This window comes from Kribbella endophytica (genome assembly GCF_054781295.1).
On the sequence record NZ_BAAGUR010000004.1, the window covers coordinates 174,231 to 192,645 of the forward strand.

18 protein-coding genes are annotated in these 18,415 nt (G+C 69.9%); 7 read left to right on the top strand and 11 right to left on the bottom strand.

Features of this window, described 5'->3' with window-relative positions; translation table 11 throughout:
• Positions 1–120: 120 nt before the first annotated feature.
• Positions 121–993, bottom strand: a complete 873-nt coding sequence (locus tag ACYVIO_RS32685; RefSeq protein ID WP_460654796.1) for a sulfurtransferase — start codon at positions 991–993, stop codon at positions 121–123.
• On the bottom strand, positions 990–1,643 hold the full coding sequence (locus tag ACYVIO_RS32690; RefSeq protein WP_460654797.1) for a thymidine kinase: 654 nt from the start codon (positions 1,641–1,643) through the stop codon (positions 990–992). The genes ACYVIO_RS32685 and ACYVIO_RS32690 overlap by 4 nt, the downstream gene beginning before the upstream one ends.
• Positions 1,644–1,733: 90 nt before the next feature.
• Between ACYVIO_RS32690 and ACYVIO_RS32695 the strand changes: the two genes are divergently transcribed.
• Positions 1,734–3,383, top strand: a complete 1,650-nt coding sequence (locus ACYVIO_RS32695) for a S8 family peptidase (RefSeq protein WP_460654798.1) — start codon at positions 1,734–1,736, stop codon at positions 3,381–3,383.
• Positions 3,384–3,438: 55 nt separating this feature from the next.
• On the opposite strand, the gene ACYVIO_RS32700 is transcribed toward ACYVIO_RS32695, so the two are convergent.
• The 4 genes from ACYVIO_RS32700 to ACYVIO_RS32715 form a co-directional block, all read right to left on the bottom strand.
• Positions 3,439–4,560 carry an alkaline phosphatase family protein gene (locus ACYVIO_RS32700; protein WP_460654799.1) on the bottom strand — a complete coding sequence of 374 codons (1,122 nt, stop codon included), beginning with the start codon at positions 4,558–4,560 and terminating at the stop codon, positions 3,439–3,441.
• A gap of 5 nt (positions 4,561–4,565) precedes the next feature.
• Complete coding sequence (locus tag ACYVIO_RS32705; RefSeq protein ID WP_460654800.1) at positions 4,566–5,180, bottom strand: DUF5998 family protein; 615 nt, start codon at positions 5,178–5,180, stop codon at positions 4,566–4,568.
• A 103-nt stretch (positions 5,181–5,283) separates the two neighbouring features.
• Entirely contained in the window at positions 5,284–7,191 is a 1,908-nt protein-coding gene (locus ACYVIO_RS32710; RefSeq protein ID WP_460654801.1) for an FtsX-like permease family protein, read from the bottom strand.
• Entirely contained in the window at positions 7,188–7,898 is a 711-nt protein-coding gene (locus tag ACYVIO_RS32715) for an ABC transporter ATP-binding protein (protein ID WP_460654802.1), read from the bottom strand. The genes ACYVIO_RS32710 and ACYVIO_RS32715 overlap by 4 nt, the downstream gene beginning before the upstream one ends.
• 143 nt (positions 7,899–8,041) lie before the next feature.
• Here ACYVIO_RS32715 and ACYVIO_RS32720 point away from each other — a divergent pair, with 143 nt between their 5' ends.
• The 3 genes from ACYVIO_RS32720 (at position 8,042) to ACYVIO_RS32730 (ending at position 9,624) form a co-directional block, all read left to right on the top strand.
• Complete coding sequence (locus tag ACYVIO_RS32720) at positions 8,042–8,710, top strand: hypothetical protein (protein ID WP_460654803.1); 669 nt, start codon at positions 8,042–8,044, stop codon at positions 8,708–8,710.
• A gap of 70 nt (positions 8,711–8,780) precedes the next feature.
• Positions 8,781–9,167 (top strand): hypothetical protein, encoded by a 387-nt coding sequence (locus ACYVIO_RS32725; protein WP_460654804.1) that lies wholly within the window; start codon positions 8,781–8,783, stop codon positions 9,165–9,167.
• A 178-nt stretch (positions 9,168–9,345) separates the two neighbouring features.
• Positions 9,346–9,624 carry a hypothetical protein gene (locus tag ACYVIO_RS32730; RefSeq protein ID WP_460654805.1) on the top strand — a complete coding sequence of 93 codons (279 nt, stop codon included), beginning with the start codon at positions 9,346–9,348 and terminating at the stop codon, positions 9,622–9,624.
• A gap of 1 nt (position 9,625) precedes the next feature.
• On the opposite strand, the gene ACYVIO_RS32735 is transcribed toward ACYVIO_RS32730, so the two are convergent.
• Together ACYVIO_RS32735 and ACYVIO_RS32740 are read right to left on the bottom strand one after the other, a co-directional pair.
• Entirely contained in the window at positions 9,626–10,657 is a 1,032-nt protein-coding gene (locus ACYVIO_RS32735; protein ID WP_460654806.1) for a P1 family peptidase, read from the bottom strand.
• 52 nt (positions 10,658–10,709) lie between these two features.
• Positions 10,710–11,258 carry a TetR/AcrR family transcriptional regulator gene (locus ACYVIO_RS32740; protein ID WP_460654807.1) on the bottom strand — a complete coding sequence of 183 codons (549 nt, stop codon included), beginning with the start codon at positions 11,256–11,258 and terminating at the stop codon, positions 10,710–10,712.
• A gap of 133 nt (positions 11,259–11,391) precedes the next feature.
• Between ACYVIO_RS32740 and ACYVIO_RS32745 the strand changes: the two genes are divergently transcribed.
• Both ACYVIO_RS32745 and ACYVIO_RS32750 read left to right on the top strand, forming a co-directional pair.
• Positions 11,392–12,411 carry an aldo/keto reductase gene (locus ACYVIO_RS32745; protein WP_460654808.1) on the top strand — a complete coding sequence of 340 codons (1,020 nt, stop codon included), beginning with the start codon at positions 11,392–11,394 and terminating at the stop codon, positions 12,409–12,411.
• Positions 12,412–12,449: 38 nt separating this feature from the next.
• A complete protein-coding gene (locus ACYVIO_RS32750; RefSeq protein WP_460654809.1) occupies positions 12,450–12,962 on the top strand; it encodes a DUF2087 domain-containing protein in 513 nt (170 codons plus the stop codon).
• On the opposite strand, the gene ACYVIO_RS32755 is transcribed toward ACYVIO_RS32750, so the two are convergent.
• Together ACYVIO_RS32755 and ACYVIO_RS32760 are read right to left on the bottom strand one after the other, a co-directional pair.
• Positions 12,944–13,840 (bottom strand): phosphotransferase enzyme family protein, encoded by an 897-nt coding sequence (locus ACYVIO_RS32755; RefSeq protein WP_460654810.1) that lies wholly within the window; start codon positions 13,838–13,840, stop codon positions 12,944–12,946. The two genes, ACYVIO_RS32750 and ACYVIO_RS32755, sit on opposite strands and share 19 nt — an antisense overlap.
• Positions 13,837–16,587: a bifunctional acetate--CoA ligase family protein/GNAT family N-acetyltransferase gene (locus ACYVIO_RS32760; RefSeq protein WP_460654811.1), complete on the bottom strand. Its 2,751-nt coding sequence runs from the start codon at positions 16,585–16,587 to the stop codon at positions 13,837–13,839. The genes ACYVIO_RS32755 and ACYVIO_RS32760 overlap by 4 nt, the downstream gene beginning before the upstream one ends.
• Positions 16,588–16,665: 78 nt before the next feature.
• On the opposite strand from ACYVIO_RS32760, the gene ACYVIO_RS32765 reads away from it, so the two are divergent.
• Positions 16,666–17,811 (top strand): ArsB/NhaD family transporter, encoded by a 1,146-nt coding sequence (locus ACYVIO_RS32765; RefSeq protein ID WP_460654812.1) that lies wholly within the window; start codon positions 16,666–16,668, stop codon positions 17,809–17,811.
• Here ACYVIO_RS32765 and ACYVIO_RS32770 read toward each other — a convergent pair.
• Positions 17,808–18,392, bottom strand: a complete 585-nt coding sequence (locus ACYVIO_RS32770; protein WP_460654813.1) for a CGNR zinc finger domain-containing protein — start codon at positions 18,390–18,392, stop codon at positions 17,808–17,810. The two genes, ACYVIO_RS32765 and ACYVIO_RS32770, sit on opposite strands and share 4 nt — an antisense overlap.
• Positions 18,393–18,415 lie beyond the last annotated feature (23 nt).

Consider the following 18,415-nt stretch of genomic DNA (forward strand, 5'->3'; position numbering starts at 1 on the left):
CTCCTCCAGGGGCGGGTGGGAAATCGATTTCTCCCGAGCCTGATGCCACGGAACCGCCAAGTCAAGGACTCAGCCAGGCGTTACCACTGCGGTCGAAAGGTCCGCCGCGGTGCGCCCGCCTCAGTCGCGACCGGTGGCGATCGGGCGGTCCGGGTCGGTGATCCACTCCGACCACGAGCCGACGTACACCGGCGCGTCCACCCCGGCGATCTCCAGCGCGAGCGCCTCGTGCGCCGCGGTCACGCCGGACCCGCAGTACGCGCCCACGGCCTGCGAGCCATCCGCACCGAGCTCCGCAAACCGCTCGCGCAGCTCTTCGGCCGGCAGGAAGTGCCCGTCGGCCGAGACGTTGCCGGTCGTCGGCGCGTTCACAGCACCCGGGATGTGACCGGCGACCTTGTCCATCGGCTCGACCTCACCGGCAAACCGCTCCGGAGCCCGGGCATCCAGCAGTACGCCGGACGCGGCAATCTCCGCCGCACCCTCCGCGTCGAGTACCGGAATGTTTCCGGGGGTGGGGGTGAAGGCGGCGGCGTCCCCGACGGCAGGCTCCGCCGCCGAAACCCCCGCCGCGTCGGCCGTCGAGCTTGCATCCGCCGGCACCACCGTAATGACCTCTCCCCCGGCGGCCTGCCAAGCGGCGAATCCTCCGTCGAGGACTCGCACGTCCGCCACCCCGAAGTACCGCAGGACGAACCGCGCCCGCGCGGCCGCCATCGAGTTGGCTGCGTCGTACACGACGACCGTCGAATCCGCGTCGATCCCGGTACGCCGCAACAGCGCCTCGACAACACTTGCGGAAGGCAACGGATGCCGCCCGCCCTCACCAGGCGGACCGGCCAGCTCGGTGTCCAGGTCGACGAAGTACGCCCCCGGCACGTGCCCAGCGTCGTACGCCTGACGCCCGGGCGGACCCATCAGGTTCCAGGTCGCGTCCAGCACGACCACATTGGAGGCAGCGCGCAGCTCGGCCGCAGTGATCAACGGGCTCATGATGCAGAACCTCCGAACGGGAGAACCTCGGGAGACAGCGTGGCGCGCGCCCGGGCCGTGGTCAGCCGGCGCCGGTGGTGCCGACGGCAGAGTACTTCGTACGCGACCTCGTGGGCGTCCTGCTCGATGTCACCGACGACCAGCTGGTCGCCTTCGGTCACCATCTCGCCGCCGACCGTCCGCGCGTTGTGCGTCGCGCGCTCGCCGCACCAGCACAGCGCCTCGACCTGCAGCAGCTCCATCCGGTCGGCCAGCTCGACCAGCCGCGCCGAGCCGGGGAACATCCGCGCCCGGAAGTCGGTCAGGATGCCGAAGCAGAACACGTCGACCTGCAGCTCGTCGACGAGTCGCGCCAGCTGCTCGACCTGCTCGGGCTGGTAGAACTGCGCCTCGTCGCAGACCGCGTAGTCGATCCGGCCGCCGTGGGTCAGCTCCCCGACGACGTAGTCCCAGAAGTCGAAGTCCGGGCGCACCTCGATCGCCTCGGCCGCCAGACCGAGCCGCGACGACAGCACGTTGTCGCCCGCGCGGTCGTGGCTGGTGAAGATTCGTCCCAGCCGTCCGCGGGCCCGATGGTTGTGATCCATCTGCAGCGCGAGGGTGGACTTGCCACAGTCCATGGTCCCGGTGAAGTAGAGGAGCTCAGCCACGGGCGCCCATCCTGCCAAAGTCGCTTGCGGGTCAGTAACGCCGGGGGGCGTCGGCTTTTGTTCTGGACCCTCGTCAGGTTCTACTGGGTCGTGCGCAAAGCTCTGCTGTCCGCCCTTTCCTTCGCCCTCTTCCTGACGACGACCACCCTGGCCGGGCCGGCCGTCGCCGTACCGGTTCGGGCCGAGGCGGGGCTGCGTGCGTACTTCGTGCTGACCGCCCCGAAGCAGACCGCCGCGGTGACCTCGGCGATCACCGGCAACGGCGGCACCGTCTACGCGGCGTACGACGCGATCGGCGTCCTGGTCGTGCACTCGGCGACAGCGGACTTCGCGGCGAAGCTCCGTGGGGTCAACGGCGTACAGAAGGTCGGAGCGACCCGTACGTCGGACGTCCCGGCCGCGGCCGCGAACCCGCCGATCCCGCCGGCGCCGGTCGAGAACCCGGACGAGTCGCCGGAGATCCCGCGGCCGGACATGCAGCAGATCGGCGCGGACCAGGCCTGGGCGGTCAACCCCGGTTCGAAGTCGATCACCGTCGGCGTGCTGGACACCGGTGTCGACGACCAGCACCCGGACCTGAAGGCGAACTTCGACGCGAGCCGCTCGGCGTCCTGCGCCTACGGCAAGGCCGACACCCGGCCCGGCGCCTGGCGACCGATCGCCGACCACGGCACGCACGTGGCCGGATCGATCGCTGCGGCCAAGGACGGCAAGGGCATGGTCGGCGTCGCACCCGGTGTCCGGGTCTCGTCGATCCGCGTCGCCGAGCCGGACGAGTCGCTGTTCTTCCCGGAGAACACGGTCTGCGCGTTCGTCTTCGCCGCCGACAAGGGCGTCTCGGTCACCAACAACAGCTACTACACCGACCCGTGGCTCTTCACCTGCCCGAGCGACCCGGACCAGGACGCGATCGCCGAGGCCGTACGACGGTCCGTCGCGTACGCCGACAGCAAGGGCGTCGTCAACGTCGCCGCGGCCGGCAACGAGAAGTACAACCTCGCCGCCAAGTCCAGCGACGACACCAGCCCGAACGACTCGGCGCCGGGCCAGCGGACCATCACCGACGAGTGCATCAGCCTGCCGACCGAGCTGCCGAACATGGTCGTGGTCGCCTCCGTCGACGGCGGCAGCACGAAGTCGAGCTTCTCCAACTTCGGCACCGGCAAGATCACCGTCGCCGCGCCCGGCGAGGACGTCTACTCGACCGTCCCGGGCGGCGGCTACCAGGCCATGGACGGTACGTCGATGGCGTCGCCGCACGTCGCCGGGGTCGTGGCGCTGCTGCGCAGCGTGAACCCGAAGCTCAACCCCGAGCAGGTCCGCGAACGCCTCACGGCCCAGGCCAACGACCTCACCTGCCCGGCCGCGTCCGGCGGCGAGTGCACCGGCTCGGAGGCGAACAACTCGTACTACGGCGAAGGGCTGGTCGACGCGGCCGAGGCGGTCGGCGCGTCGACGAAGACGCCGACGTCCGGCGTGACGATCACGAAGCCGAGCGAGCAGCTCGGGATCGGCGGGCTGCCCGCCGTACCGCTGCTGATCAAGGGCCTCAGCAGCAAGGGCGACATCGGCTACACCGCGACCGGCCTGCCGCCGGGCCTGAAGATCGACCCGGAACGCGGCTGGATCACCGGCGTGCTGACCCCGGGCGCGGGACGCTACAAGGTCACCGTCCGAGCGCAGGACGGCGGCGGCCGCGACGCAACGTCGACCTTCTTCTGGAACGTCTGGAGTTTCTGAGCCAGTCCGGCTGATCGGCGCACACCTACCAAGTACCAGCGCGCGCCAAGGTCTCCTACCCCGCGTCGATCAGCAGGGGAATCGCCATCTCGTCCTCGGTCAACGACCCGTGCATGCCGATCAGCCCGGCCTCCTGCGGGAACCGGGTCCCCGCGACCAGCGCGACCTCACCGAGCGACGCGACGACGATGTCGCCGATCCGCGGCGCCACCCGCTCCTCGACCGGCCCGAACCAACCCCGCTCCGACGCCTCCGACCGGGACAGCACCAGCGCCCGATCACCCAGCAGCTCGCGATAGCGCTCGGCGACGTACGGCTCGGCGCCCGGGATGCAGTACAGGTGCCGGAACCGCGACTCCCCACCGATCAACCGCAGTCCCTCGGTCAACGTCGGGTCGGCGTCGAGATCGATCCGGTCCTCCGGTGCGACGTCGACCATCCCGTGGTCGGCCACGACAACCAGTACGGCGTCCCGCGGCAGCGAAGCCCTGACCCGCTGCGCGAACGAGTCCGCCGCGGCCAGCTCCTTGCGCCACTGCCAGGACTCACAGCCTTGCATGTGACCGGTGTAGTCGAGCTGGGAGTCGTACACGTACACCAGCGACGAGCTCCCCTCCCGACTCGCGAACCTCGTCGCGTCCAGCCGGTCCTCGATCGTGTCCGCCCCGCGGTGGGCGCTCCCCCGGAACGCCGCCGCGGTCAGCCCGGACTTGTCGAACCGCGCCTTGCTCACGTTCCGCGTCGCGACGCCCGCGGCCGCGATCCGCTCGAAGACCGTCGGATGCGGCTGCCACCGCCGCGGATCCACGGGAGCGTCCCAGGCCAGGGCGTTCAGCAGAGCGCCGGTCTCCGGCACGATCGACGAGTACCCGACAATCCCGTGCGCACCCGGCGGAAGCCCGGTGCCGAGGCTGGTCAGGCTCGCGGCAGTCGTCGACGGTACGCCGGCTGTCAGCGCGCGAGCGGTCAGCGAACTCAGGTACGGCGCCTGCTCGGGATGGCGGCGCAGCAGGTTCCAGCCGAGGCCGTCGAGCAGCAGTACGGCGTACCGGCTGGCCTCGGGCAGGCCGAGGTGGTTCTGCTCGCCCGGAACCGACAGAGCGCCGGCGACCGAGGGCAGGACGTCGGCGAGCGAGCCGCCGCCGTACGCGGGCAGGATCGGCGTCGGGTCGGGCACGGCAACTACCGCGTCGTCGCGAAGGACAGCGCCGCGGCGAAGTCGAGCACCTGCTGGATCCCTGCCGGGCCGTCGGCGGCCGCGCTGATCCGCAGCGAGATGTCGTCAGCGGCAACGGAACCGGTGTAGCCGTGGTCGGCCTCGCAGTTCGGATCGGCGCAGACGGCCGGCTCGAGGTCGATCCGGTTCACCATGCCCCAGCCGATCGTCAGCACGACCTCACCGCCGGCCGCCGCCGGATCGGCCTTGGTCGAGGCGTAGGCCGACGGGTTCGGGACGACGCGGTTCACCACGACGGCGTTCACCCGGTTGAGCGGGATCGCCTCGGTCGAGGTGGACGCGTACGGCGCCCGGATCAGGTCGTCGGCGGCGTGCTCGTCGGTGTGCCCGACGATCAGCCGGGTCGGGGTGAGCGCCAGGATCGTGATGTGGCGGCGAACCTCGTCGCGGTCGAAGGTCGGTTCGTGCTGGAGGACGAAAGCGCGGATCGGTTCGTTCGCGATGGCGATCGCGAGAGAGTCCGTCACCACGTCGGGGTAGTAGCCGCACCGGTCGATCGCCTCGCGCAGAGCGGCAGAGGCGTCCGTGAGCTCCGGGACCGGCGCATTCAGGTCACGCATGCCCTCATCCTTGCATGCGCCGGATCAGGGTTCTGTCCCAGTCCTCGGGACGACGCCTGCCCACCCGCGTGTTGCGCACGCGGGCGGGCACTGCGGTCCGGGTCTAGCCGACGCTCGCCTTGCGCAGCACCGGCGCTCCGGCCGCTCCGGCGACCGCGACCAGAATCAGTCCGACCGCGACCTGACCGAACAGCAGCAGGACTCCCCAGTTGCCCTCGGTGATCACCTGGCCGCCGCTCAGCAGCAGACCGCAGCACGCCCCGAAACCGACCACCGGCAGGCCGACGCCGATCACCGGTACGACGGCCGCGAGCCGCGACGATCGCTCGATCACCTGGAGGGGCACGCCCGATCGGCGCAGCGCCTTGGCGGGGCCGGCCTGGTCGAGCGCCGTACCGACTGCGCCGGCGGCGGTCGAGGCTGCTCCGGTGACGAAGACCAGTCCGAGCAGCAGGGCGACGCCGAGGCGCATGTCGAGGTACAGGCCTGCTTCGTGCTGGTCGTTCTCGGCGTCGGTGAGCGGGACCTTGCCAGGGACGAGGTCGTAGAGCACGGTCCGGACGCCTTCGCGGTCGTTGCTCGCGACGACGATGTCGACCACCTGGTCGCCGGTGGTGACCTCGCCCTTGAGGCCGGCGCTCGCGAGTCTGCTCTTGGCGTCCTGGGCGACGCTTTGGGTGGTTGCCGGCGTCGTGTAGTACTCGAAGGAGGCGTCCTTGCCGTCGCCGCCGATGCCGTACGGCATGAAGAGCGCGAGGAATCCGGTGACGAAGCCGCTGAGCACCAGCGCTGCGACTGGACGGAACGCTGCCTTCGGATCGTCGACGAGACGCCGGCCGGCAAGCAGCGCGACCGGGCCTTTCGCCGTACTGGCCAGGATCCTGCCGATGATCTGCACCGCGAACGGACCGACGACGCGGACCGCGAGCGCCCCGAAGCCGACGCCGATCACGAGCGGCAGGATCGCGCCACCGCTGCCGATCACGCCGAGGATGATCGGCCCGACGACGAGCAGCGCGAGGCGGAACGGCGTGATGCCCTTGCGGGTCTGGCCGCGGACGACGCCGAGCGGCGTGATGCTGACGCGGCCGAGGCCGATCAGCGCGCTCAGGACCGACAGCAGCGGTACGACGACGAGGACGAGCAGGACGAGCCACCAACTGACGGTGAGGTCCTGGACGTACCAGCGGCCGCCTCCGATCGGGATCCGCGCGATGAGCGGGCTGAGCACGGTGTAGCCGATCAGGCCGGCGACGGCGCCGAAGAAGCCGAGGACGGCTTGCTCGACCGCGCTGAGCAGGAGGACCTGACTGCGTGTCGCACCCGCGAGTCTGAGTGCGGCGAGTCGGTGCTCGCGGCGCTTGGCGGCGACCCCGGCGGCTTGGCCGACGAGGCTGAGCACGGGGAAGAGGACCAGAGCGATGCCGAAGGCAACTAGTGCGAGCAGGGTCGCGATGCGTTCGTCGGTCGACGTACCGTGCCAGGTGTCGAGATAGTTCGGGTGGTTGGTTGCTTGGAGCCCGGGTGCGTTGGGCTGCAGGCCGCGGATCGCGACCAGCTCGTCAGGGGACGACAGCCCGGCGCTGGAGATCGTGCCCGTCGGTTGGGCCGTCTTGTAGCGCTTGGCGAGGTCGGGACCCCACAGCTTGGCGAGTGCGGGCGAGACGAACACCTCGCCCGGCTTCGGTGCGTGGTCGAGGCCCGGTGGTGGTGGCAGTTCGGCGCTGCGCTGGTCGTTGACGACGGCAACGTCGAGGCGCTGGAACGGCTTGCCGTCGACCATGTCGTCGACGTTCTTGGTGACGCCGACCGCCGTACGCGCATCGCCTTCGTCGCTGACCCGCCAGCCGATCCGGTCGTTGCGCTCGGTCAGCCCGAGTGTGCCGGCGATCAGGAACGTGATCAGCAGCGCGACGATCGCGGTCGCGCCGAACGCCGCGAGGTTGGCAGCCCGCCCGCCAGGTCCCGGTCTGCGCACGAAGCGCAGCCCGAGCGAGGTCATCGGATTCATCGGTCGCTCACCCGGCCGTCGACAATCCGTACGACGCGGTGGCAGCGCGCGGCGACCGCGTCGTCATGCGTCACCACAACCACCGCCGCACCCCGGTGCGTCGCCGCGCCCACCAGCAGATCGATCACCTGAGCGCCGGTCGTCGCGTCCAGCGCGCCCGTCGGTTCATCCGCGAACACCGCCTGCGGATCCCCCACCAACGCCCGAGCAATCGCCACCCGCTGAGCCTGTCCGCCAGACAGCTCCCCCGGCCTCCGCGTCGCCTCGTTGGCGAGCCCGACCTGAGCCAACATCGCCCGCGCCCGGGTGACCGCTTCTCGCCTCGACACCCCGTCCACCATCAACGGCAACGCCACATTCTCATCCGCCGGCAACTCCGCCAGCAGCTGATTGTCCTGAAACACGAAGCCCAACCGCCGGCGCCGCAGTACGGTCCGCTGAGCATCACTCAACTGATCCACCCGCTCGCCGCCCAGCCACACCTCCCCCTGATCCGGCGTCAAGATCCCCGCCAGCACGTGCAGCAGCGTCGTCTTCCCATTCCCGCTAGGCCCCATCACCGCCAGCGCCTCCCCCGGCCTGACCGCGACATCCACCCCGGCGAGGCCCACCACCTCTCCGTAGTACTTCACCAACCCCCACCCAGCCAAGGCCGGCTGCTGATTCGAAGGGGGCACCTGCATCATCTGAGGACCGGGTTGCGTCATACCCCAAACCCTGTCGCTCCTCGGCCCCGCTTACGTCGGCCCCAAGACCGGTCTCCCCGTCGCCTTTAGGTCGCTTCCGGACCGTCGCTCGTAGTCCCCAGGTAGTACGCCGCAGTAGCCGTTCGACCGCCTAGCCCGATCCCGTGACGATCGAGGGCACCTACGGCACGAGGGCTGACCACCTCCCCCGCGCGATGGTCACGCTCACCCGCCCCAGGGTGTGGTCGGGCCGCGCCGGAGTCGAACTCGTACCGCTCCTCGAGCACCTCCAGTACGAGAGCCAAAGCCTCGCGCGCTTCCCCCGCAACCGCGACGCGACGATCAACTGGACCGAGGTCCCACCCGGCCAGGTGCTCCGCACGACCGACTCCGGAACCGCCGACCTGCCCCGAGATCTACCGAACGCGACCGAACTGATCATCCTGTGGAGCAGCCTCGCCCTGCCGACGGTGAGACTCTCCCCGGCAGCCGCCGCCACCCACCTTCCGGCCATCGTCGAGACCGATCCCGAGTTCTGGATCTACTCCCCCACCGACCGCCGGCTGATCGAGACCACGTTCGCCGGCCGACTAACCGTGGCAAGCCTCCCTCCGGACACCGAACTGATGGATCTACTCCGGCGCCTGGACGACGCCGAGCGGGTCGAGTCTCCAGCGGGGTTCGACCGCAAGGAGGCCTCAGCGTCGTTCGGCCTGCTGACCGAGCAACTCGACGCGCGCTTCGCGACCTGTCCTTCACCACCACCAGTCCGACGTGGTGGGAACGCTACTTCGCCTACTTCTGACGAGCTGGTCGTACGCCCCTTACCCTGACCTCCGTGACCATCGAGTGCCTTCACCACGCGATGCTGGACCAGTTCCTGCCTCGAGCGAGGCATGCGCGATGAAGGTGGAACTCCTTCAGGTCGAGCCCTCCGGGCACGTGCGCTTCACCTGTGAGATCGGCACCGCCATCGGCCGCTGGATGGGCCCGAACGCAGCGACGGCGGGACAGTTCCACGTCGAGTTCGAGATCCCCGAGGACGTCACCGACTGGGTGCCCGCTTCCCCAGGGCCCGCTGCCCTGGCAGAGGTCCCCGGAGAGGGCCACGCCGCGCTGATCACCGCCGAGGTGCTCGGGCTCACCAAAGGTGACGACGCGGTGGTCGAGCTCCGGTTAGGCTCCGACGTCCTCCTGATCGAGGTACCCCACCGAAGATCGGAGCTGTCCGTGGAGGATCTGATCTCCTTCCGCGTCCCCGAGATCCAGCTCTACCCGTACGAGCTCTGACGCCAACAGAACGAGTCACCATGCCCGTGAACCTGACCGCCTTGCCGCAGATCCGCGAGTGGGCGGCCGGTACGGCGGACTTCAACCCCGCCGCGTTCGTCATGTCCACCATGAGCGTCGCCGAGGCTGCTGTCCTCTCGACGTTGCTGTGGCCCGACTTCGTCGAGTACGAGGCTGCGTGTTGCTCGCCTTCAAGTTCGACGAAACCGGCGTCAACAACTGGCTCGACCACCTCAAGGGCGACCGCCAAGCAGTCGAGGCAGCGGTGAACCACGTTCACCTCTGGGACGTCCTCGCACCGCAGGCACCCGAGGAGTACACGGCCCTCTCCGCGCTGGCCGAACGCATCGCCGCCATGTGGCGAGCAGCCGCGCGGGCCACCTTCCCCGACCGAGAGTTCGACATCTCCGTCACCGATGACTACGGCCCCACCATCACATTCAATTCAGCTAGCTGAATCAGCTTTCGAAGGCTGACGGGTAGGTGTCTCGGTAGCTGGGGTGGTGGCCGGCTGGGGAGGTGACTGACTCTGCGGCTAGTACGCCGTGGACGATGGCTCGGGTGAGGCAGCGGGCTCCGGCGGCGAAGACTGTTTCCAGTTGGAGTAGCGCGGTGGGGTCGGTGACGCTGAGGCGTTGGGCGTCTTTGGGGGCGGTGGAGACGCCGAAGATGGAGTCGCCGTCTACGAGGGTGTGGACCGGGTCGATGGCTCGGGCCAGGCCGTCGTGGGCGATCATCGCCAGGCGTTTGGCGGCTGCTTTGTCGAGGGGGGCGTCGGTGGCGATGACGGCGATGACGGTGTTCATGCCGGGGATGGGACCGGTTGCGGTGGGCTGAGGCTCGGTGGGGGTTTTCAGTACGCCGTACTCGTCGGCCAAGGCGGCGGTCTCGCCGTGCAGGCGGCCTGTGGGGCTGGTGGCTGAGCCTGCTGCGTTGACGATGGCCAGGGCGGCGACGGTGGTGCCGTCGTCCAGGCGGACGCTGGCGGTGCCGGTGCCGCCCTTCAGTCCCCCGACGCGAGCTCCCGCGCCGGCTCCGTGGTTGCCTTGGGCAACTGGATCGCTCGTGGCGGCGGTGATGGCGTCTCGGCCCCACTCGGCGGTGGGGCGGGCGGTGAAGCCGCCGCCTCGGCCGAGGTCGAAGATGACGGCGGTGGGGACGATCGGGACGACGTCGCGCTCACCGGCGCCTACTCGGACGCCTTCGCCGTGTTCCTCGAGCCACGCCATCACACCGGCGGCGGTGTCGAGGCCGTAGGCGCTGCCGCCGGAGAGGACGATCGCATTGACGCCGGGGTTGGCGTTCACCGGGTCGAGTAGGTCCGTCTCCCGCGTGCCGGGCGCGCCGCCGCGGACGTCGACGCCTGCTATCGCCGTACCGGGGAAGTAGACGACCGTCGTACCGGTCAGGTACGGCGGGTCGGTGCGTTCGACCTGGCCGACCAGTACGCCGGGGACGTCGGTGATCGCGTTGTGAGGACCTGGCTGCATGCCACTGTCTTAGCACCCGCCGGCAACGCTCGCCCCAACGACGGCCGCAGGCTCAGTCCCGGCGCGGGCTCAGCAGGCCGTCGAGGGCCGTCTGCAGGATCGGGTCGACGTAGTCGGCGGGGGCGTGGATGGTGGCGAGAGCCACGACCATGTCGAAGATCTGCTCCAGGGTGAGGTCGTCGCGGACCTCGCCGGACTTCTGAGCCGCCTCCAACAGCAGGCGGCCAGCGGCCAGGCCCGCCGCCCGGCCTTCGCCGAAGACGGATTCGTCGGTTCCGAGCTGGGTGAGCAACTCGGTGGCGACGTCGCGCTTGGCGGTGATGAAGGCGGCGAAGTGCAGCAGCCATGTGCGGAGCGCAGCGCCGGGGGTCTCACCTGCGGCGGCCTCAGCGGCGGAGCACAGGGCGGCGACCTCGTCGGCGTACACGGCCTCGAGCAGTTCGCGGCGGCCGGGGAAGTTGCGGTAGAGCGTCGCCATCCCGACACCGGCCCGGCGGGAGACGGCCGCCATGGACGCGTCGCCTCCCTCGCTGAAGGCAGCGCGGGCCGCCGCGAGGATCTTGTCGCGGTTGCGCTGGGCGTCCGCGCGCTTCGCGGGCACGGGCTCGCGCGGCGAGGCAGCCTCCGACGCAGACTCTCCTTGTAAGTGGATAGCCTGTCCGTTACTGTCTAAGTGGATAGCCTCTCCGGTCATGCTTCGGAGACTACCTCAACCCCACGCAAAGGACTTTCAGATGGACTACCGCCCGCTCGGACGCACCGGCATCACCGTCAGCGAGCTCTGCCTCGGCGCGATGATGTTCGGCGGCGCCGGCAATCCCGACCACGACGCCTCGATCCGGATCATCCACCGCGCGCTCGACGCCGGGATCAACTTCGTCGACACCGCCGACGTGTACTCGGCCGGTGAGTCGGAGGAGATCGTCGGCAAGGCCCTCGCAGGTCGCCGCGACGACGTCGTACTGGCGACCAAGGTTGGACTGCCGTTCGACGACGATCCCAACCATCGCGGCGCGTCCCGGCGCTGGATCGTCGAGTCGGTCGAGCGGTCGCTGCGGCGGCTCGGGACCGACTGGATCGACCTCTACCAGATCCACCGGCTCGACCCGGCCGTCGACATCGACGAGACGCTCGGCGCCCTGTCGGACCTGATGGCGCAGGGCAAGATCCGCGCGTTCGGCGCCTCGACCGTGCCCGCGTCGGAGATCGTCGAGGCGCAGTGGACCGCGGAGCGACGTGGCAGAGAGCGCTTCCGGACCGAGCAACCGCCGTACTCCGTGCTCGCCCGTGCGATCGAGTACGACGTACTGCCGACCTGCCTGCGCCACGGGATGGGTGTGCTGACGTACAGCCCGCTCGCGATGGGCTGGCTGTCCGGTCGCTACCGGATCGACGAGGAGGCGCCGGCCTCGGGACGCGCTGGGCGCTTCCCCGCGCGGTTCGATCTCGGCCTGGAGGTCAACCAGCGCAAGCTCGCGGCCGCCGACGCGCTCGCCAAGCTCGCCGAAGACGCCGGGATGACGCTGATCGAGCTGGCGATCGCGTTCGTGACCCGCCACCCCGCGGTCACCTCCGCGATCATCGGGCCGCGCACGATGGAACATCTCGAGTCGCAACTGCCGGCCGCGGAGATCGCGCTCTCCCCCGAGATCCTCGACCGGATCGACGAGATCGTCCCCCCGGGCGTCACCATCAACCAGCTCGATGACATGTCGTTCACCCCGGCGCTGAGCGCGGCGGTGCGCCGCCGCTGACCAGAAATCCGGTTGCCAGCATCCTTAGCGTGGAACGTATGAACGCCGATCAACTGTGTGGATTGCTGGCCGAACCGTCGCGCCTGCGGGTGTACTCCGCGGTGGTGCTCGGGGCGGGGAGTCCTGAGCAGGTCGCGGAGCGGACCGGGCTGGGCCTCGGGGTCGTCGCCAAGGCGCTGCAGCGACTCGGCAAGAGCGAGCTGGTAGTTGCGGAAGGCAACGGACTGCGGGCCGACGAGGGCGCGTTCAAGGACGCCGTGCGGTCGAGCCGGCCGGAGCGGGAGCCGCTGTCGGCCGATCCGGACCGCGACAACGTGCTGCGCGCGTTCGTCCGCGACGGGAAGCTGACGCACTTCCCGACCGTCCCGGCCAAGTTCAAGGTCGTGCTGGAGTATCTGGTCGACTCCTTCGAGCCGAGCAGGCAGTACGCCGAGCGCGAGGTCAACGAGATCCTGCAGCGCTGGCACGACGACTACGCCACGCTGCGACGGCACCTGGTCGACTACGGGCACCTGAACCGGGCAGACGGGATCTACACCCGCGCGAACTGAGCCGCACGTTCCAGTACGCCGGGTGCCGGCACCGACTGGATCAGGCCGGCGAGCTGACTGGCGGCAAACGCCCGGTGCTCGTCGGCGAGGTCGGTATCGAGTGCAGCGCTCGTCTGCCCGTGCAGGAAGTTCAGCATGATCGCCAGCCCGGTCGCGAAGCTGTCCGGGCCGGTGATCTCACCGGGTCCACCGGCGGCACGGTAGGCCGACACCAGGCGCCGTACGGCGTGCTCGTCGGTGAGGTCGTTGATCAGCAGGACACCGAGCTCCCGGGCCGGTGGCAACGGTCCGACGTTGTCCCAGTCCACGAGGTACGGGCCGTCGGCACCGATCAGCACGTTGGACGGCGTCAGGTCACGGTGACACAGGACCAGGTCGTCGAGGCTCGTCGAGTTCACCAAGTCGGTGAGCTCGATGAGCCGCGGGACGGACGCGGTCAGCTCGGGCGCACGCTCCGCCAGAGCCGGCCAGTCGACGTCGACGCGGCGGTACCAGACGTTCGTCTCCATCGGCCCGTCGTTCCACCCTGCCAGGTGGATCGTGGCCATCTGCTCAGCCAGCCAGGCCATCACGTCGAGGTCGTCACGGGGCGGCACGACGCCGTCGATCCACTCGTAGATGCGCCAGCCGTCGGCCACGTACAGACCGGAAGGCGTCGTCAACGGCTCAGGACTGCGAACCCCACAGGCCGCCCGGAAGGCGACCTCCAGCCGGACGTGCTCCTCTTCGGGCGCACGCCAGAAGGCCTCCTTGGCGGCGTACACGCCAGTGCTGGTCTCGAGGCGCCAGACCGCACCCATCGCACCCCGAGCAATCCGCGTGAACGCGACGGCCTCGCCGAGCCCGAACGCACCGGCCAGCAACTCGGCGGCCGTCACGTCAGGCGGCGGGCCGGCATGTCCTGCCGGGGCTTCTCGTTCGGCGCGATCCGGATCGACGTGTCCAGGACCGTCGCGCCGGTTGCGGCAACCAGCACCGACCGAAGGTCCAGCCGGACAACCTCCTCCAGCTCCAGCGTCAACCGCGAGACCCGGTGCAGCAGGTTCTCGATCGCCGCAATGTCCACCGGGTCCGACCCCCGATACCCGTAGAGCAACGGCGCCGCCCGAACCTCACGCACCATCTCAGCCGCGTCGGCCGTCGTCAGCGGCGGCATCCGGTACGACCGGTCCCCCAGCAGATCAGTCGCGACCCCCGACAGACCGAACGACACCACCGGCCCGAAGGCAACATCCTCCTGCGCCGAGATCACCACCGGCACGCCCGGCGGCGCCATCTTCTGTACGACGAACTGCGCCCGCGCCGGGTCCGACGCGACTCCGAAGGTGCTCGTCATCTCCGCCCACGCCTCACGCATGTCGTCCTCGTCGTGGATGTGGCGCCAGATGTCGGCGAGGTCCGGCCGCATCCGCCACTGCTCGGCGGTCGCCTTCAGAATCACCTCGAACCCGAGATCAGCCGCCCGAGCAACAGCCTCGTCGGCCGACAGCACCGGGAACGCCGGCAGCACGCTGATGTCGTAGAAGCTCAGCAACCGCTGCCGGTCCACATCGTCCAGATCCGCACCGGACGGATGCCGCTGCAGGAACTCCGCGACGAAGTCCTCCGCACCCGCCGAGTCCACGTCCGGCAGCGAAGGGATCTGGTCGTCCGCGCGCCGGCGCCACTCGGCGTACTGGGTGGCCTTCGCGAGCGCGCCCACGGCGTACTGCGGTGACAGGAACGACGGGATCGAGCCGCGCGCCGCGCCACCGTGCTCGTCGGCGACACGCAACTGCTCCGGCACGCTGCGCGAAGCGAGGAACGTCGACAGCACCGGCTTGTCCGAGCCCGCGGCCGCGGCGGCGAGCACCTGCGCGACCTCGTCGACGTTCGACTGGACCGGCGGCGTGAAGATCACCACGACCGAGTGCACCTCGTCGTCGGCGATCACGCCCGTGAGCGCATCACAGAAGTCGTCCGCCGAAGCATCCGCGCTCAACGTGTGCGGCTCCCCCGCCACCTCCAGCCCACATCCCGCCATCGTGTCCAGCGCCAGCAACGTCAACGCGTCCGAGTTGCTCACGATCGCGACCCGCCGCCCCTTCGGCAGCGGCTGGTGCGCGACCAGCTGAGCCACGTCGAACAGCTCACCGGTCGTGTCGACGCCGATCAGCCCACTCTGCCGGAACAGCGAATCAACCGTTGCCGCCGGCAAATGACTGCGCCGTACGGTGTGCCCCAACGGAACACCCTGCGTAGCCCGCCCGGACTTCAGCGCGATGACCGGCTTGCGGCGCGCCAGCCGCCGTGCGACCCGGCTGAACTTCCGCGGATTGCCCAGCGACTCCAGGTAGAGCAGTACGACCTCGGTGGACTCGTCGGAGTACCAGTACTGCATCAGGTCATTGCCCGAGACATCGGCCCGGTTCCCCGCCGACACGAAGCTCGACAGGCCCAGCCCGCGACCCACCATGTCGGCAAGGATCGAGACGCCCAGAGCACCGGATTGGCAGAAGAACGCGACCCGCCCACGGCTCGGCATCAGCGGCGACAGCGTCGCGTTGAGCGACACCCCCGCGGCCGTGTTGATCACGCCGAGCGCGTTCGGCCCGATCACGCGCATCCCGTACGAGCGTGCCAGCCCGACCAGCCGCCGCTGCCGGCGACGCCCCTCGGCGCCCACTTCGGCGAACCCACTGGAGACCACAACGAGCCCGCGCACGCCCTTCGCGGCGCAGTCCAGCACCACGTCGACCACAGCCTCGGCCGGAACCGCGACCACGGCCAGATCGACCGTGTCGTCGACGTCCCGGATCGTCCCGTACGCCGCGACGCCGTCGATCTCCTCGGCCTTGGTGTCGGTGTTCACGGCGTACAACCGCCCCGGGAAGCCGCCGTCGCGCAGGTTACGCAGCAGCGCGTTCCCGATCGTGCCCTCGCGCCGCGACGCGCCGATCACCGCGACACTCGTTGGCGTCAGCAGCCGCGCGATCGACAGTGCCTCGGAGCGCTGCTCGCGGGCCTGCATCACCCCGAACGACGTGTCGGTCGGCGCGATGTCGAACTCGACCATGATCACGCCGTCCTCGAACTCCCGCGCGACCGTGTAGCCGGCCTCGGTGAAGACGGTGATCATCTTGCGGTTGTCCGGCAGCACCTCGGCGACGAACCGCGTGATCCCGTTCTCCCGGGCCGCCTGCGCCAGGTGCTCCAGGAACAGTTGCCCCAGCCCACGACCCTGGTGCGCGTCCTCGATCAGGAACGCGACCTCGGCGGTCCGGCGACCGGTCCGCTCGTAGCGGCCGACCCCGATCATCGCGTCGGCGACGGTGACGATCAGCGCCAGCCGGTCGTGGTAGTCGACCTGGGTGAACCTGGCAACGTCTCGGTCCGACAGTTGCGGGTACGGCGCGAAGAACCGGTAGTACTTCGACTGCTCCGAGACCCGCGCGTAGAACTCGACCAGCAGGTCAGCGTCGTCCGGAGTGATCGGCCGCAGGTGCGCGGTGGCGCCGTCCCGCAGTACGACGTCCGCCTCCAGTTCGGCCGGGTACCCGTCGGGGCGCCCGGACAACGGCCGTCCCGCCAGGGGCAGACCAGCCAGGGTCTGCCCGGCGGTTTCAGGCTCCTCCGGCGGCGTCACCCGATCAGCCTACTCACCGGACCGGTGTGCGGACGACGCCATTCCGATCCACGGAAGGGCGCCGCATAGGGTGCGGCTATGTGGTGGCTGAGCGCGCTCGGCGGACTGAGCGTGCTGGTCTCAGGCCTGCTCGGGCTGGACGACGCGGTAGGGGTGCTGGAGCGCATAGCCCCCGTTCTGGTGTTTCTGGTCGCTGTGACGGTCATCGCAGGCCTGGCGGATTCCGCGAAGGTGTTCGACGTCGCAGCGCGGGAGGCGGCTCACCTTGCCCGCGGCAAGGTCTGGCGGCTGTGGCTGCTGGTCGTCGTACTGGCCACTGCGCTGACCATCGTGCTGTCGCTCGACACCTGCGCGGTCCTGCTGACCCCGGTCGTGCTGGCGATGGCCCGGCAGCTCGACATCCCGCCGAAGCTGTTTGCCTTCACCACTGTCTGGCTGGCCGGTACGGCGTCGCTGCTGCTGCCGGTGTCCAATCTCACCAATCTGCTGGCCCTGCACAGGCTCGACCAGCTCGGTCTGGGCCTGTCCGACTACCTCGGACTCAGCTGGCGGCCCGCCGTGGCGGCTGTGCTCATCACGGTGGCAGTGCTGGCCGCCTTGTTCTACCGCGACCTCAGCCGCGAGTACGCCGTACCGGCGACTCCCGCTGTCGACGACAAGGTCCTCTTCTGGAGCTCGGCCGGCGTCTGCCTCGCGCTGGGGCCGGCGTTCGTGTCCGGGGTCGAGGTGGCGATCCCGGCGAGCATCGGTGCGGTCGTCCTGGCCGTGCTGTTCGCCGTACGACGCCGAGCCGCGCTCAGGTGGTCACTGGTCCCCTGGCGACTGGTCGTGACGGTGGTCGGGCTGTTCCTGGTCGTCGGAGCGCTCACGGCGCACGGGCTCGAGCAGCTGCTGGGTGACATCGCCGGCACGGTCTCCAGCGGCGTGGCCTCCGACCTGAGGCTCACCGGTACGGCGGCCGCCGGGGCGAACCTGTTCGACAACCTCCCGGCGTACGTAGCGATGGAGCCGGTCGCGGCCGCAGAGGGCCACCGGATGATGCTCCTGCTGATCGGCGTGAACTGCGGCTGCCTGCTGACCCTGTGGGGCTCGCTGGCCACCCTGCTCTGGCGCGACCGCTGCGTGGCAGCCGGCGTTCACATCTCCTGGTGGTCGTTCCTCTGGCGCGGGCTGGTGCTAACTCCGCTGGTCCTCGCCGGGACAGTCCTCGCGCTGCAGCTCTAGGCGGTACGCCGGGCGTAGGCCCGCGCCGCGCGCACCCGATCGCCGCAGCGAGTTGAGCACCACTGACGACGCCCGTGGCGCAGCAGGTAGCGATTGCAAGGTGGTGAGTCGCAGGCGGCGAGATTCTCCGCGGCCGGCCCGGCGAGCAGGTCGGCCGCATCAGCCGCGATCGTCGCCAGCGCGCGGTCGAGGAGCTCGTTGGGGGGACACGCGGTCTCGCGGTACGGCCCAGACTTCTCGTCCCACAGCAGCAAGGGGGCCGTGGGCACCCGTCGCAGCGCGTCGTTGACGGCGTTCAGCGCCGAGGGCAGTACCGGGATTCCCTCGACGCGGGCCGCGACCAACGCTCTGACGTTCTCGCGCAGCGAGCGCAGCTGCGTCGCGCACATCTCCCGGAGGTTCGCGCCGTCGGGCGCCAAGCCGTGGTCGGTCAGCCAGCGATTCGTCGCGTCGGGCGTGCCGAGCAGGTCCACGAAGTTCCCGTTCGCCAGGGCGTAGCCGCTGTTCACGAAGTCGAGCGCGAGGTACCGCTCGGCGCCGGGCGCGGGCGACAGGACGGACTCGGCAGCGTTCGAACTCATGACTCTCATGCTACATCTTGCCA

What these genes read in the sequence shown, in the direction of transcription:
- ACYVIO_RS32685 (WP_460654796.1), bottom strand. Translation starts at nt 993, where the DNA reads ATGAGCCCGTTGATCACTGCGGCCGAGCTGCGCGCTGCCTCCAATGTG.
- ACYVIO_RS32705 (WP_460654800.1), bottom strand. Translation starts at nt 5,180, where the DNA reads ATGCGTGACCTGAATGCGCCGGTCCCGGAGCTCACGGACGCCTCTGCC.
- ACYVIO_RS32710 (WP_460654801.1), bottom strand. Translation starts at nt 7,191, where the DNA reads ATGAATCCGATGACCTCGCTCGGGCTGCGCTTCGTGCGCAGACCGGGA.
- ACYVIO_RS32715 (WP_460654802.1), bottom strand. Translation starts at nt 7,898, where the DNA reads ATGACGCAACCCGGTCCTCAGATGATGCAGGTGCCCCCTTCGAATCAG.
- ACYVIO_RS32725 (WP_460654804.1), top strand. Translation starts at nt 8,781, where the DNA reads ATGAAGGTGGAACTCCTTCAGGTCGAGCCCTCCGGGCACGTGCGCTTC.
- ACYVIO_RS32735 (WP_460654806.1), bottom strand. Translation starts at nt 10,657, where the DNA reads ATGCAGCCAGGTCCTCACAACGCGATCACCGACGTCCCCGGCGTACTG.
- ACYVIO_RS32745 (WP_460654808.1), top strand. Translation starts at nt 11,392, where the DNA reads ATGGACTACCGCCCGCTCGGACGCACCGGCATCACCGTCAGCGAGCTC.
- ACYVIO_RS32750 (WP_460654809.1), top strand. Translation starts at nt 12,450, where the DNA reads ATGAACGCCGATCAACTGTGTGGATTGCTGGCCGAACCGTCGCGCCTG.
- ACYVIO_RS32765 (WP_460654812.1), top strand. Translation starts at nt 16,666, where the DNA reads ATGTGGTGGCTGAGCGCGCTCGGCGGACTGAGCGTGCTGGTCTCAGGC.
- ACYVIO_RS32770 (WP_460654813.1), bottom strand. Translation starts at nt 18,392, where the DNA reads ATGAGTTCGAACGCTGCCGAGTCCGTCCTGTCGCCCGCGCCCGGCGCC.